At 34.4% G+C, this 13,960-nt stretch carries 15 protein-coding genes; 9 read left to right on the forward strand and 6 right to left on the reverse strand.

Features of this window, described 5'->3' with window-relative positions; genetic code table 11:
* Nucleotides 1–3: 3 nt before the first annotated feature.
* Both BR77_RS07855 and BR77_RS07860 read right to left on the reverse strand, forming a co-directional pair.
* A complete protein-coding gene (locus BR77_RS07855) occupies nt 4–891 on the reverse strand; it encodes a helix-turn-helix domain-containing protein (protein ID WP_016356322.1) in 888 nt (295 codons plus the stop codon).
* Nucleotides 892–1,089: 198 nt separating this feature from the next.
* Nucleotides 1,090–1,971 (reverse strand): helix-turn-helix domain-containing protein, encoded by an 882-nt coding sequence (locus tag BR77_RS07860; protein WP_035064511.1) that lies wholly within the window; start codon nt 1,969–1,971, stop codon nt 1,090–1,092.
* A 326-nt stretch (nt 1,972–2,297) separates the two neighbouring features.
* Between BR77_RS07860 and BR77_RS07865 the strand changes: the two genes are divergently transcribed.
* The gene (locus tag BR77_RS07865; RefSeq protein WP_010053164.1) at nt 2,298–2,621 is read left to right on the forward strand and encodes an HAAS domain-containing protein; all 324 of its coding nucleotides are present in this window, start codon (nt 2,298–2,300) and stop codon (nt 2,619–2,621) included.
* 195 nt (nt 2,622–2,816) lie between these two features.
* Nucleotides 2,817–3,140 (forward strand): DUF1700 domain-containing protein, encoded by a 324-nt coding sequence (locus BR77_RS07870; protein WP_010053162.1) that lies wholly within the window; start codon nt 2,817–2,819, stop codon nt 3,138–3,140.
* A 46-nt stretch (nt 3,141–3,186) separates the two neighbouring features.
* Here the strand turns inward: BR77_RS07870 and BR77_RS07875 are convergent, their stop codons facing one another.
* The gene (locus BR77_RS07875) at nt 3,187–4,539 is read right to left on the reverse strand and encodes an aspartate kinase (RefSeq protein ID WP_010053160.1); all 1,353 of its coding nucleotides are present in this window, start codon (nt 4,537–4,539) and stop codon (nt 3,187–3,189) included.
* 248 nt (nt 4,540–4,787) lie between these two features.
* Between BR77_RS07875 and BR77_RS07880 the strand changes: the two genes are divergently transcribed.
* From BR77_RS07880 to BR77_RS07890, 3 genes are all read left to right on the forward strand, one after another.
* Nucleotides 4,788–5,183, forward strand: coding sequence for a DUF4828 domain-containing protein (locus BR77_RS07880; RefSeq protein WP_010053159.1), 396 nt, complete (start codon nt 4,788–4,790; stop codon nt 5,181–5,183).
* Nucleotides 5,184–5,210: 27 nt separating this feature from the next.
* Entirely contained in the window at nt 5,211–6,086 is an 876-nt protein-coding gene (locus BR77_RS07885; RefSeq protein ID WP_015075590.1) for an SPFH domain-containing protein, read from the forward strand.
* Between the two features lie 450 nt (nt 6,087–6,536).
* Nucleotides 6,537–7,187, forward strand: coding sequence for a CatB-related O-acetyltransferase (locus BR77_RS07890; protein WP_016356321.1), 651 nt, complete (start codon nt 6,537–6,539; stop codon nt 7,185–7,187).
* A gap of 118 nt (nt 7,188–7,305) precedes the next feature.
* Here the strand turns inward: BR77_RS07890 and BR77_RS07895 are convergent, their stop codons facing one another.
* Both BR77_RS07895 and BR77_RS07900 read right to left on the reverse strand, forming a co-directional pair.
* On the reverse strand, nt 7,306–7,692 hold the full coding sequence (locus tag BR77_RS07895) for a VOC family protein (RefSeq protein WP_015075587.1): 387 nt from the start codon (nt 7,690–7,692) through the stop codon (nt 7,306–7,308).
* A 189-nt stretch (nt 7,693–7,881) separates the two neighbouring features.
* Nucleotides 7,882–8,424 carry a PadR family transcriptional regulator gene (locus BR77_RS07900; RefSeq protein WP_015075586.1) on the reverse strand — a complete coding sequence of 181 codons (543 nt, stop codon included), beginning with the start codon at nt 8,422–8,424 and terminating at the stop codon, nt 7,882–7,884.
* 172 nt (nt 8,425–8,596) lie between these two features.
* Here BR77_RS07900 and BR77_RS07905 point away from each other — a divergent pair, with 172 nt between their 5' ends.
* Both BR77_RS07905 and BR77_RS07910 read left to right on the forward strand, forming a co-directional pair.
* Nucleotides 8,597–9,820, forward strand: coding sequence for an MFS transporter (locus tag BR77_RS07905; protein WP_015075585.1), 1,224 nt, complete (start codon nt 8,597–8,599; stop codon nt 9,818–9,820).
* 15 nt (nt 9,821–9,835) lie between these two features.
* Nucleotides 9,836–10,093, forward strand: a complete 258-nt coding sequence (locus BR77_RS07910; RefSeq protein WP_236700886.1) for a universal stress protein — start codon at nt 9,836–9,838, stop codon at nt 10,091–10,093.
* Nucleotides 10,094–10,280: 187 nt separating this feature from the next.
* On the opposite strand, the gene BR77_RS07915 is transcribed toward BR77_RS07910, so the two are convergent.
* Nucleotides 10,281–11,600: an IS1380-like element IS1678 family transposase gene (locus tag BR77_RS07915; RefSeq protein WP_015075518.1), complete on the reverse strand. Its 1,320-nt coding sequence runs from the start codon at nt 11,598–11,600 to the stop codon at nt 10,281–10,283.
* A gap of 123 nt (nt 11,601–11,723) precedes the next feature.
* Here BR77_RS07915 and BR77_RS07920 point away from each other — a divergent pair, with 123 nt between their 5' ends.
* Both BR77_RS07920 and BR77_RS07925 read left to right on the forward strand, forming a co-directional pair.
* Nucleotides 11,724–11,939, forward strand: a complete 216-nt coding sequence (locus BR77_RS07920) for a universal stress protein (RefSeq protein WP_257613198.1) — start codon at nt 11,724–11,726, stop codon at nt 11,937–11,939.
* 183 nt (nt 11,940–12,122) lie between these two features.
* Nucleotides 12,123–13,931: a heavy metal translocating P-type ATPase gene (locus BR77_RS07925; RefSeq protein ID WP_016356320.1), complete on the forward strand. Its 1,809-nt coding sequence runs from the start codon at nt 12,123–12,125 to the stop codon at nt 13,929–13,931.
* The last annotated feature ends 29 nt before the right edge of the window (nt 13,932–13,960 follow it).

Consider the following 13,960-nt stretch of genomic DNA (forward strand, 5'->3'; position numbering starts at 1 on the left):
TGATTACCAATAAGGATAATCATCCAGACTATCATTTTTTTGGTTATTCTTAAGTACATCCATTAAACACTGATTTTTACTCTCCTTAGCTGCATAAAAAGCATTGACTAAATAATCTTCTGCTTCACTTAATCGATTTAACTTTTTTAAATTAAAGCCTTTTTCATAATATAAGATACCTAGATAATCCTTTAATTGGTGTTTGTTTTGTAATTTTATGCCTTTTTCACAAAATTCGACAGCTTTTGTATACTCTTTATCCCTTGAATAGTACTTCGCCAACGTATAATAAATTTTGGCTATTTCGCTACTAGCTTGCAACGTAGATACCGTCTTTAAGGACTGCTTAACTAACTGTTCTGATTTTTTAAAATAAGTATGGGCTTTACGAGGCTCGGAGTTTAATAAATAGGCAACTCCCATGCCATTAGTAGCCAATAAATCTAAGTGATCAGCCTGATTCGTTGTTTTAGTTAACAAAGTTAAACTAAAATGATAAAAGGCATCTGAATAAGTATGATATCCTAATAAAGTATTTACACCATAATAATAATGGTATTGCTTAATCTCACTTGGATTTTCTAATTGATCGATTTTAATCTTTTCTGTTAAGAAGGCTAAGCTTTCCTGATAGTGCTGTTGGCTAATCAAAGTTCTGACATGAGCATATATCTTAGTATAACGCGCTTTTGTTGTAATCCCTTCATACAGATTATCTACTTTTAAACCTAACCGTTTATAGATAGCTACAATTAATGCTAACGAAGGTTGCGAATTCCCCTTTTCTAAGTGGCTAATGGTTGCTTGGGCACAAATTCCTTTTGCCAACTCTTTTTGAGTCAAACCATTAGCTAACCTGCTTTTTTTCACTCTCAGACCGATTCTTTTCATCTTTATTCCACTCCTACCTATTTAATTATAGTTTTTCTAAATATAGCCACAAGAATATTACCAAAACTCTAATTCATATTACAACAATTATATCACACTTGGCATTTTAATTGCTAACGAATTTTACTGCAGTAAAATAAGACTACAATAAGCATTGCAGCCTCATTAATTTACTCTATTTATTAATTATAATTTTTTTCACCAATAGCGATACCCTTCAAGCTGATAATTCCCTACTTGTTCTTTAATCAACTTAACCAATGTTGTATTTTGATTAAACTCAGCCATTGCTGCTGAATAGAAAAATTGTTGTTCCGCTTCTTTTTTCTTGCCTAATGCAGCTAAACTACTTCCTTTTTCATAAATTAGAGTATCTAGACAAAAGAAAACTTGCTCATTTTTTTGAATCGCAATCCCTAAATTAATTAGGTTTAAAGCCTTTTTGTATTCTTCAATTTTCCGATAAAATTTGGCTACTCTACAGTAAATAGTTATCATTTCAACATTATCCTGATGTTGATTTTTTAAGCTATCCAATTGATTAAGGCCTCTTTCAAAATACGTTTTTGCTTTACTTTCTTCTGAATTTAACTGGTAAGCTAGGCCTATTCCAGTGGATATTAATACATCAATACTTGTAATATGTTTACCTGTTTCAGTAAATAACGCTAAATTCAAGTTATAAAACGCATCCGAAAAATTATTCTTAGCGAGTAAGCTTGTAATTCCTAAATAATAATAATAGTGCTTTATTTCACTATTTGTTTCTAAGTTTTCAACTTTAATTTCAGTAGTTAAACTTTTGTATGCTTCCTTATATTTTTCCTTTCCACAAAGCATTTTTATTTGCTTAAACACTTCGCTATACCCGTTGCCATTTAATTCTGTGTGCTCATATATTTCACTAAAATCAATATCTAAGCGACTTGCAATGGCAAGTAAGGTTCCGAGTCCTGGAAAACTAGAACCATTTTCCAAGTTACTAATAGTAGCTTGGGTACAAATTCCTTCAGCTAGACCTTTTTGGGTAACGCCTTTAACTATTCTTGTTTCCTTAACTTTTTGACCAAAATGTTCCACTATAAAAGCCCTTCTTTCTAGTTTTTATTTACAAATTTATCCAAAATAAGTTCTAAAAACGCTACACTAAAATTCTATTCTATTTTAATTTTTTTAAATTACGAACTATTTTTATTATAACTAATATCAAAATAAAATAAATATAAAAACATGTTTTATTATTCCTAAAATAAAGTAAAAAATAAAAGTTAAGTACCTGAAACAGTTGTCATTTCGCTTCTAATTAAAATTCAAACTCTGAATTTTTCTTTATTTTATGTGCATCTGATAAAATTCTGTTATACTATAGAATGAAGAATTTCAAATGAAGAGGAAGAAAAAGAAGTATGAAAAATAAAAAAATAAATAAAGGTGCCTTCATTGGAGTTGTTGGATTTAACTCTAGTATTGGACTTGGAGCCTTAATAGTGCTGTACGCTATTCTCGCTTGCCTTTGGGTAATTACATTGTTATGTATCGCTTGTCCAGCAATAATGATTTTTGCTGGAGTGATTCATTTACAAACAGTCACTGCAATTCGAATTTTTATTTCAGTCTTAGTCTGTAGTGGCGGAGTTGAATTAGCACCCATCACACTAAAATTAACACACCATCTCATTAACTTAACAAAACAATACCTAAATTTGAGTAAAAAAATGTTTTATTCCTAAATGTGACTATCACAGAATAAATCAGAAAACTAACCCATTTAAACAGCTGGAAAAATACTTTTCCAGTTGTTTTTTTGTTATTATTAACCCTTGTCCGCAATAAGTTGGAGAAAAAATTCAGCCTTTAGCAGGAGGATAAAGTTGCCCTACTCCGTTATTATTAATTTATAGAAAGTTGCTTTGGAGGGTTATACTATGGGACATAAAAAAATTAATTGGAAAAATTTGGTTGGGATTATTTTATTTAATCTGCTTATCGCAAGCCTAATTGTGCTTTTTTTCTACAGTATTGCGGCTATTTTGTGGGTAAGTATTTTTACTTTAACCGTTTCACCCTTTTTAGTTATTATTGCAGATGTATTGCATTATCTCCCTTTTAGTATGGAAAACCTAATTATTGGAACGTTATTTTATGCACTAGCTATGCTTTTAGTTCCTATAGTTGCAAAATATACGACTAAACTAATTAAATTAACTAAAGATTACATTCTCTATACGATAAAATTCCTCTATTATTAAAGAGTAACGATAAATAAAACCGCCACTAATTTAGTGACGGTTTTTCCTATTTAGTAAAAAATGCTTCATACAAAGCCGTTAACGCTTTTTCTTCATCTGCTTCTGAAACACCAAACATCATACTAACCTCAGAAGAACCTTGGTTAATCATTTCAATATTAATATTATTTTTTGATAAAGCCTCTGAAGCTTTACTCATCGTTCCAATATTGCAGCGCATATCTTCCCCCACAACCATCATCAAAGCAATATGATGTTGAATTGTGACAATATCGGCTCCTAATTCATTCTTTAATTGACTGACTAGCTTCGCTTCTTTTTCTTTCGTTAATTGATCACTACGTAAAATGACTGTCAAATCGTCGATTCCTGATGGCGTGTGTTCATAACTTAAACCATCTAACTCTAATATCTCTAAAACTTTTCGCCCAAAACCAATTTCACGGTTCATTAAATATTTCTCAATATAAATACTACTGAATCCATTTGAACTAGCAATACCAACAACAGCTTGATTGGTTTGTTTACGTTCTGGCGTAATTCTTGTTCCTTCAGCAGTTGGGTTATTTGTATTTTTTATTTGAACTGGAATTCCACCACGAAAGGCAGGATAAAGAGCTTCATCATGAAAAACTGAAAAACCCGCATAGGATAGCTCACGCATTTCTTTATAAGTTAAATTCACGATTTCTGCTGGATCTTTAACAACATTAGGATTGGCCGCATAGATTGCATCCACATCCGTAAAGTTTTCATACAGATCTGCCTTAACTCCATTTGCAACAATGGCTCCAGTAATATCTGAGCCGCCACGAGAAAACGTACTGATTTTACCTGATTTTGTATACCCAAAGAATCCTGGAATAATAACAATTCCGTCTTTTTCACGTAAGTTATATAAATTCGTGTAAGCTTCTGGCAGAACCTGTGCATTTCCTGGCTCATCCGTTACAAACAATCCGGCTTCTAAAGGATTGACATAACTAGCTTTTAATCCTTCACGATTAAAATAAGTAGCAATTAATTTTGCATTATTATTTTCGCCGCTAGCTTTAAATGCATCTAAATAGTACTCTGGTTGAGTCTTATCTCCAGCAATTAACTCTGTTAAATTCTGTTTAATTTCGGTAATAATCTCAGAACCTAAGTCTAATTCTTCTGCAATACTGGCATATCGAGCGATTATTTTTTCTAGAATAGGTTGAACATCTTCATTTATTAATGATTTGGTGGCACAATCAATTAGCAAGTCTGTGACTTTTTCATCCGCTTTTGAGCGTTTGCCTGGCGCTGAAACAACGACAAACTTGCGTGTTGGATCCTCTTTTACAATTTGAAATACTTTCTTTAATTGGACTCCTGAAGCTAATGAGCTTCCACCAAATTTAACGACTTTCATTGTGTCACATCCTTTTTCTCATTTTTTTTTAATATACTTTCCATTTTCGCCTTTTTCCGGTCAAGAAGCAATCTTTTTTTGCACTTTTTTCTAAAAAAACCAAATTTCATCTCTTTTTCTTTAAGAAACCTTAAAGAATTGTCTAAAACGACTTCAAGATTCCCTTTATAGGGTAAAATTAACTAAGTAAAATGACTAATGATTTTAGTAGAAAATTCTGCTAAATCTTTAGAAGGGAGATTAATTGAATGGGTAAAAAAAATGGCTTAAAAGTATTAGTGGGGCTTTCAATGCTCGCCGGGGTAACAGGATCTGTTTTATTTAAGAAACAACAAAGAAAACGGGTGCGTATTGGTAAACCCGTGTTTGAACATTTTCAAGGTCAATGGCGTAAAAAAGATGACGCTGACACACAATTAATTTTCCTATCCATTTCAAGTGAAGGTGAATTCTTTCTAAATCAAAAGGAATTGGCTGGAAAAATCATTCATGCTACAGATCAAAAACTTGTTTTTGAAGATTCATTTGGTTATCAACTTGTTTTAGAGCTGACAGCCCCTGGGGAATTAACCCTTTATGATGATGCAGAGGAACAAGATTATTTCTTAGAAAAAATAGTTGATTCAGAAGAATTCTCTGATTAAATCGAAGACTAAAAGGAGTTGTGTTTAATGAAAGAGAAAAAAACGTTGGCTATTAATGGCTATATTGGCATTATTATTTTAATTCTTATGGCCCTATTGGGAGTTTGGTTGTTTATTTCAGGAACCGGATCACTTGGTGGCTCAGTAAGTGTGCCTTTGTTAGTTTCTGGAGGAGTATTGTTAATTTTATCAGGTATTTTTGCTAGTACCGTTACAATTGTTGCCCCAAATCAAGCCAAAATTATTGTTTTATTTGGTCGTTATTTAGGAACGATTCGCAACAATGGTATGTTTATCACCGTTCCATTTACAAATAAATTGCATATTTCTTTACGCGTGCGTAATTTTAATAGTTCAAAACTAAAAGTTAATGATGTGGATGGCAATCCGATTGAAATCGCTGCTGTAGTCGTTTTTCGCGTGATTGATACAGCGAAAGCTGCTTTTGACGTTGATTTTTATGAAGACTTTATTGAAATCCAAAGTGAAACAGCGATTCGACATGTTGCCACTAAATACCCCTATGACTCTTTTCAAGATACCGATGTAACTTTACGTGGGAATTCAGCTGAAGTCTCACAGGAGTTGACAGAAGAGCTACAACGTCGCTTGGAGGTTGCTGGTGTTGAAATCATTGAGGCTCGCTTAACCCATTTGGCTTATTCAACTGAAATTGCCAGTGCGATGTTGCAACGTCAACAAGCAAAAGCGATTTTAAGTGCTCGCCAAATTATTGTTGAAGGTGCCGTTGGTATGACTCAATTGGCCATTGCTCAATTAGAAGAAGAAGGCGTCCTGAAATTAGATGACGAACGCCGCTTGCAATTGGTGAATAATTTATTAGTATCGATTATTACCGATAAAGGTACTCAGCCTGTGATTAATACTGGCGATGTGAGTTAATAAAACGACTAAGTACTTTTCAGAATACTGGAAAGTACTTAGTCGTTTTTAGTGTTTAGACTGTTACTATTCTTTTATACTGTCATATCCTCAATTTAAGTATGTGGCAATTCTAATAGAAAATATAGTAAAATTTTATATACGTACATTGCTTGTTCGATTTTATGCTAAAATAATAAACAGTTAGCAAAGCTAACCGACTCAACAAACTTTTTACTAAGGCTAGTTCTTTTGAGCCAACTCTTCGGAAAAAAGATAAATCCCCAAAAAAGTTAAGAGACACTTTTCTTGGAATTTCCTATTTTTCTGCCAGAGCTAAACGACTCAACAAACTTTTTATTTACAGGAGGTATCTCAATGGTTCGTCGATTGAAGAAATTAAGAAATGTCGCTACAGTACTCAGCTTCTAAGTCTAGAAATACAATTAAACTTAGAAGCGAGGAATTAGTATGAAAGAATTTACTAACTGGTCAGATACGAAACAATTAAAGGAACTAATCACAAATCCACTGATTGAGGTGGGAGAGGGTTCATATTATTCTGGCTATTACGGAAACCAAAACTTTGAAGATGGCTGTGTTCGTTATCTTTGGGGTGATGAAAAAACAAAGGATTTATTTAATCCAATCGAAGATTTTGGTTGGAAAATGGATAAACTTATTATTGGAAATTATGTCTGTATTGCTGGCGGTGCCACTATTTTAATGGGTGGGAATCATAACCATCATCCTGATTGGATTACGGTCTACCCTTTTGCAGGGCACATCAAAGAATCCTATGCTCCGAAGGGAGATACGGTTATTAAAAGTGATGCATGGATTGGAATGAATGCCATGATTATGCCTGGTGTAACGATTGGTGAAGGTGCGATTGTGGCTTCGGGTTCAATCGTTGTTGGAGATGTTCCACCTTATACCATGGTTGGGGGCAATCCTGCTAAAGCAATAAAAAAAAGATTTACTGATAAAGAAATTAAACAGCTTTTAACGATACGTTGGTTCGATTGGACTGCGGATGAAATAAAAAATGCTGAACCTATTTTGATGAGTCAGTCGATTGATAAATTATATGAGTATTATCAGGAAAATATTTTAAATTAGAGTAAAATAGAAACCTCTTGAAGCAATCCAGTTCTAAAAACTGAGTTGCTCCAAGAGGTTTTTTAGTAAAGGATATCTATTAAGATATATTTTTTCAGCACTTACTTTCTATTAATTCTTATTCCATAGCAACCAACTCCATTTTCATGCCTTCTGGATCATTAAAATAAAGAGCATAATGGTCTGGACCACCTGCATATGGATAGTCCTCTGCATATAAAACTTTGCCACCATGTGCCTGAATTTCCTCTTTCAAGCGATCAACTGTTGCTCGTTTTTCTGTTCCAAAAGCAATATGATTTAGACCAATTCCCCCTTTTTGATAAGGAGCTTGAATCAATTCTTGATCTCCAATTGAGAGTACATAATAAAAATCAGCTTTTTTCCAACTAATTCCTGTTTCCCATTTTTGAAATTCTTGGTAACCTAATTCTCCTAAAAACCAACTCCAAAAATTAGATTGTTTTTCTAAATCTTTCACATAAATATCAATATGATGTAGCATGCCTATCTCCCCCTAATTTCCTTATTCTTACTGACAGTATACGTTATTTAATAGAATAGACCAAAATTTTAGGATTACATCGTCCCTTTTTGATCGATACATACTGTACTTCTAAGTTGCTAAAACAACAAGAATCACAGCAAAAGAAGCCTAGAGTAGCTGCTCCAGACTTACTAAATTTTTAGTTCGTTACTTAAATTTTTTCTCATATAAATTTTCTGCCCATTCACACCATTCTAACTCCGAAAGATCCATATCATAACGACGTTTACAAATGAGGTAGCGCCCAAAAGAAGATTCCCAACCTTCTCCATCTAAATCTGGACCAAATTGAGTTTCAATTTCAGTTAAGGTCTTTTTATGAATTTCAGCTAATTTTTGAAAATAGCTTTTCCGCTCTTCAAACAATTCTTTCACTCGATTTGAATCAATAATTGAAACGGCATATAGCTTGCCTAAAAATTCATCTCTCGTAATCGGCTTCGCAGTCTTTCCTTCAATCCATTCTTGTAAAAAAGCTTTTCCTTCATCTGTGATTGAATATATTTTTTTGTGAACAGGATCATTTTCTGAAATATAGACAACATAACCTGATGCTTCTAATTTCGTGAGTAATGGGTAAATCTGACTATGATGGGCTTGCCAAAATAATTCTAAATAGCCTTTTAATTCATAACCTGAGCAGGGTTTACGGACTAACATACTAAGTAAGGTATAACCTAATGAATTCATAATAGCCTCCTCTAATTTGTTTTTTCTACTTTTTCTAGTATACCACGCTTTTATGAAATCTGTCCCTATATGTCAATATTTATATATATAAATATTGACATATAAGCGAAAGTCTTTTATACTAACTTACGAGATATTTGAACAAATTTTTAAGTTGAAAAGAGGAAAAAAGTTGGAAATAAAGCCAGATTTTGTAGAAGAACTAGATTCACTGCCTGACCAAAAACAGGAAAGTATTTTAAAAGGTTTGTTAAAACAACCTAAACCAGCTTGGGCAGTTGCCTTTGCTTGTGTGATTGCCTTTATGGGAATCGGCTTAGTTGATCCTATTTTAAAATCAATTTCAGAACAATTACATGCAACGCCTGCTGAAACATCGCTATTATTTACAAGTTATATGTTAGTGACAGGAATTGTCATGCTTTTTTCTGGTTACATTTCAAGTCGCATTGGTGCAAAAAAAACAATTTTATATGGACTTGTGATTATCATTATTTTTGCTGTTTTAGGTGGATTTTCTAATTCAGTCGGGGAACTTGTTGGCTTTCGTGCTGGTTGGGGTTTAGGTAATGCCTTATTTATTTCAACAGCTTTATCCGCTATTGTTGGTGTTAGCGTTGGAGGAACCGAACAATCAATTATTATGTATGAAGCGGCTATGGGGTTAGGTATGTCGGTTGGGCCTTTACTCGGCGGATTATTAGGGAGCATTTCATGGCGTGCTCCATTCTTTGGTGTAGCAACCTTAATGGCAGTCGCCTTTATTTCAGTCACAATTCTATTAGAAAAAATCCCTAAACCTACTAAAAAAGTAGCTTTTTGGGATGGATTACGTGCATTAAAACATAAAGGCTTACTTATTATGGGGATTACAGCATTATTTTATAACTTTGGCTTCTTTACACTATTGGCTTATTCACCATTTAGAATGGAAAGTTATAGCGCGATGCAAGTTGGCTTTGTTTTCTTTGGTTGGGGACTTTGCTTAGCTATTTCTTCTGTTTTTCTAGCACCTAAGTTGCAAGAAAAATTCGGAACCAAGAATATGATGTATGCAGCTTTATTATTATTTGCACTTGATTTAATGATTATGGGTTTCGGTGCAAATAATAGTACCATTATTTCTATTTGTATCATTATCGCGGGACTTTTTCAGGGGGTTAACAATACCTTGATAACGACGGCTGTTATGGAAGTTTCACCTGTTGATCGCTCAATTGCTTCTTCGGCTTATAGTTTTATTCGTTTTACTGGTGGGGCTTTAGCTCCTTGGCTTGCTGGAAAGTTAGCAGACTGGTATAACCCGCATGTCACATTTTGGTTTGCTGCAGTTGCAGTAGCCTGTGGAGCTTTGGTTTTATTTATTGGAAAAGCTCATCTGGAACAAATTGAATAGATTGGAGGAAATTATATGCATTTATTAGTACCTATGGATCTGGATAAAACATCAAAATCAGCTTTAAAAGAAGCCATTTTGCTAACTGAAAAATTTAAAGAAACAGGAAAAATAACTATTTTACATGTTGTTAATAGTGAGCTAAGTGCTCCTGTGGTTGATTCTGTTGAAGATTTAGAAACAAAACTTCTGGCTGAAGCTCGTGATTATCTAGCCAAAATAAAAGCAATTGTCGAAAAAAAGAATATTCTTGTAGACCTGAATAATTCATAGCTTTAATTCTTTGGTACATTTTATTGAAATATGTATCACTAATATCCCTATCAACTGATTTTGACTAAAAAGTTACTTCAAACATTCACTGTTCAAAAATATTGAGGAATAAATTTTGGGTGTAAGGCATTTTGAGCATACTTCTCCCTGGATAACTTCCCAGTAAAAAAATCGTTAGATTGTTGGATTAGATCCATTGACTGGCTCGCCTCAGGCGAGCAAAGACCCTGTAGAATTCATTCTGATACACATGATAACTAGATAATTTGAGATAGACTCGTCTACCCGTTTGGACTAATTTCCCAGCAACTTTCAGAAACTTCAATCGAATAGAATGAATGGTCATTCCCTTTTGGACTTCCTCAAAGCCAATCGTTCTTAAGAAGTTGACTAAGTTGTAAGCTATCAAGCTGAGCATCATTCGGACATGATTCTCCAAAAAGCGAGGACTGTCTGTCTTGTCAAAGTAAAAGCCAGCTTTCGCTTCTTTAATGAAGTTCTCCATTGTGCCACGTTTGGCATAGAGAGAAAAGATGGTATCAGGAGAAACATTTTCTGATAGATTCGTCACGATAAACTCATGTCGAAAGAGTAGTTCGCCCGCTTCACGTGTTGAGCGTATACACACGCGACGACTTTGTGACCAGGATTGTGCTTGATAAGTGGTGGAGAAGTACTGAACTTCTCGTTCTTCCCACTTTTGATTATCGCCATAAAGTACTGATTTCTCAGCTATTTGACCTAGTCTACGATTATTCTTCAGTCGAATAACATAATGACTCTTTTTTGATTCACACGAATCATACACACCAGGTGTAGCGAACCCGCTGTCTCCACGAACCAAGATGTCAGTGTTTGGTAGAGAGTGATTATAGTGCTCTAATAAAGGTGTGAGAAACTCCTTTACGCCTTTTGATGTATATTGATTTCCTGAACGTAGTTCAGCTTTTAAGAAGTCACCAGTCAATCCGTCAAAAGCTACCAATGGATGATAACCATAGGTTTGGTAGTGGGTATTATAATCCGTTTGTTCTTGGTGACCAAATGTATCTGAATGGGTCGAATCTAAATCAATGATTAATTCCGTATCATTACGGATGAGGCGTGCTTTATCAATAAGTTCTTGGTTCAAAGCTTGAAGTTCATGGATATTCTCCTCAGATAGTCGATCTAAAAATCGAGAAAGTGAAGATTGAGAAGCGAGTTCTTTCCTATCTAAAACAGCTTTAAACACAGGATCTTGTCTCAGGAGATTAGCTGCAGAATCAGCTGAGTAACCAGCAATTAATTGCATAATGAACTGCTCAAGTATGGATAAGTTGTCATGAGTAAAATATGCTCGTTCGTCTTCAATGTGAATGTGTTGCTTAGCCAGTTCAGAAAAACCGAAGGTGTTCATCAGCTCTTTCACTAGGACGAGACCCGAATCACTCGATAATTGACCACCTGTATGAGAAATAGTGATATTTGAATTGAATTTTACTTGGTTTTTGTGTAAGCTAGTCATTAGAAGAACTCCTTTCTTTTGGTTGGTTTAGTCACTTTAACCATAGCAGAAAGGGGTTCTTTTTTCATCACTTAACGGGTGAAGATGAAAAAGTAATTGTAAGCTGCCGTGAGGCAGTTTCACATGGTTTTAATTAAAAGTATGAATTATTCAGGTGTAGAAGTTGTTATTTTAGAAGGTTTTATCGCAACAAAAATTTTAGATTATGAAAAAGAGCACGCTGTTGACTTAATTGTTATTGGTCATCACAATCGAATAGGTTTCGATCGATTGGTTGTTGGTAGTGTTTCAAAAAAAGTAATTCATGATGCTATTTGCCCTGTAGTTGTTGTTAAATAATAAAATGAATGGTAAAAAAGCTAATTCTATACATTTAGAATTGGCTTTTTTTTGCTAATCAAGAAACACTCTCATTTAACCCTATTTTTTAGTAATTTTAGCTTAACAGTGCTATGCTTATTATAGAAATTATTGACTATAATAAAAATCATTTACAGCAATTAATTACTAAAGAGGTGCACTATGAAAAATGAAAAGAAATTATTTTTAACCTTTGGGATTGCCTTATTGGCCCTAATTTTACAATTTATTTTAAAGCAAGATTTATATGCACAAATTTTAATCACAGTCTCAGGAATTTTTGTTTCAAGCACTATGTTTGTTGGAATGGTCAAGACGATCCGTTCCGGAAATTACGGCGTTGATATCTTAGCCATTACAGCCATTATTGCCACATTAGCCGTCGGAGAGTATTGGGCTAGCTTGATTATACTGATTATGTTAACCGGTGGCGATGCACTTGAGGATTATGCCGCAAAAAAAGCGCGTAGTGAACTTAAAGCTCTATTAGACAATTCTCCTCAAATTGCCCATAAATCAGAAGGCAATAAACTGACCGATATCAAAGTAGAGGATGTTAACATAAATGATATTTTGGTTGTTAAACCTGGTGAAGTCGTGCCAGTTGATGGATCCATTTTAGCTGGTCAATCTTTATTTGATGAAGCTTCTCTAACTGGAGAATCAAAGCCTGTTAATAAAGAAGTTGGGGATAAATTAATGTCTGGAACAATTAATGGAGATGGATCTATCACAATGACTGTTGAAAAGTTAGCTAAGGATAGTCAATTTCAAAATATTATTCGCCTAGTGAAAGAATCCGAAGAGCAACCGGCTCATTTTGTCCGTTTAGCTGACCGTTACGCTGTCCCTTTTACGATTATTGCTTATTTGATTGCTGGATTTGCTTGGTATGTGTCAAAAGATCCAAAACGCTTTGCTGAGGTACTGGTAGTCGCCTCTCCTTGTCCACTTATTTTAGCAGCCCCAATCGCGATGGTCTCAGGTATGAGCCGGTCCAGTCGCAATGGAATTATTATCAAAACAGGAACAATTATTGAAAAATTAGCCAGTGCAAAATCAATTGCTTTTGATAAAACCGGAACCTTAACCAACGGTATTTTAGCTGTTGATACCATCCATTCAACCGCTACATTTTCTAAAGAAGAGTTAGCTATTTTAGCGGCAAGTGTCGAACAACAGTCTAGTCATATCTTAGCAAAATCACTTGTAGCACATGTCGGAACGGAACACTTATTACCTGTTACAGCTAGCAAAGAAACGATTGGAAATGGCATTCAAGGTGAAGTGAACGGAAAAATAGTCAAGGTAGGAAAATACGCCTTTGTCGCTCCTAACAAAGAAATCCTACCATTAAATCAAACTGCCCTCTTTATCGCTATCGACAACAACTATGTTGGCTATATTACCTTTACAGATACAGTTAGGCCTGAAGCTAAACAAACTATTTCTCAACTAAAAAAACAAGGCTTAGAGCACGTTATGATGGTAACAGGAGATAACAACGACATTGCCTCTACGATTGCAAATCAAGTTGGAATTGTGGATATCAAATCAGATTGTTTACCAGAAGATAAAATTAATGTATTGAAAAATAGTGCTGAGGATGCTCGTCCAGTTATTATGGTAGGCGATGGAGTCAATGATGCTCCTTCCTTAGCAGTTGCCGATATTGGGATTGCAATGGGTGCTCATGGTTCAACCGCTGCTAGTGAATCGGCTGATGTCGTTATCTTAACGGATGATTTAAGCAAGGTTAGTACATCTATTCAAATTTCAAAAGACACTATGAGGATTGCCAAGCAATCTGTTTTAATCGGGATTATTATTTGTATCCTTTTGATGCTGATTGCGAGTACTGGCGTGATTCCCGCACTATTAGGTGCTGCTTTACAAGAAGTTGTTGATGTTGTTTCTATTTTTTCATCTCTAAGAGCCAGAAAAAGTAAAGAAGTCATTCACTTGAAGTAACTAATTTTTAAGCATAGATTTAGTACACA

It is taken from the genome of Carnobacterium maltaromaticum DSM 20342 (assembly GCF_000744945.1).
GTDB lineage: Bacteria > Bacillota > Bacilli > Lactobacillales > Carnobacteriaceae > Carnobacterium > Carnobacterium maltaromaticum.